Raw genomic sequence first — 429 nt, forward strand, 5'->3', positions numbered from 1 at the left:
CACCTGGATCGATCAGCCGGTCGCCCTCGCCCGCTCGACGGCGATCCACGAATCACAAAGCCTGTTTTTCGAAATGCAGCTGGGCCGCAGCGACGCGTTTTTAAACCGTCTGCTGCCCGCCGTGCGCCAGCGCTTCGGCGAGCAGCCGGCGTTCAGCAGCGAGAACTTCGTTGCCTGGAATCAGCGCGTTAAGCCCGGGTTTATTCGCGTGGACGCCGATGAGGTCAGCTATCCGGCGCACGTTATTCTGCGCTATGAGATTGAGCGGGCGCTGATCGATGGCGACATCGAGGTTGACGATATCCCGGCGCTGTGGGATGAAAAAATGCAGAGCTGGCTGGGACTCTCCACCACCGGTAACTATCGCAACGGCTGTATGCAGGATATTCACTGGACCGACGGCGGCTTTGGCTACTTCCCTTCCTATAC

Annotated in this window: 1 pseudogene; it reads left to right on the forward strand. The window is 59.4% G+C overall.

Annotation, left to right across the window (positions count from 1 at the left end):
• Positions 1 to 429 (forward strand): annotated as a pseudogene (locus tag GVL52_RS29370) (carboxypeptidase M32); the annotation flags it as partial.

The sequence above is a fragment of the Rhizobium sp. 18055 genome (genome assembly GCF_902706285.1).
Classification (GTDB): domain Bacteria; phylum Pseudomonadota; class Alphaproteobacteria; order Rhizobiales; family Rhizobiaceae; genus Rhizobium.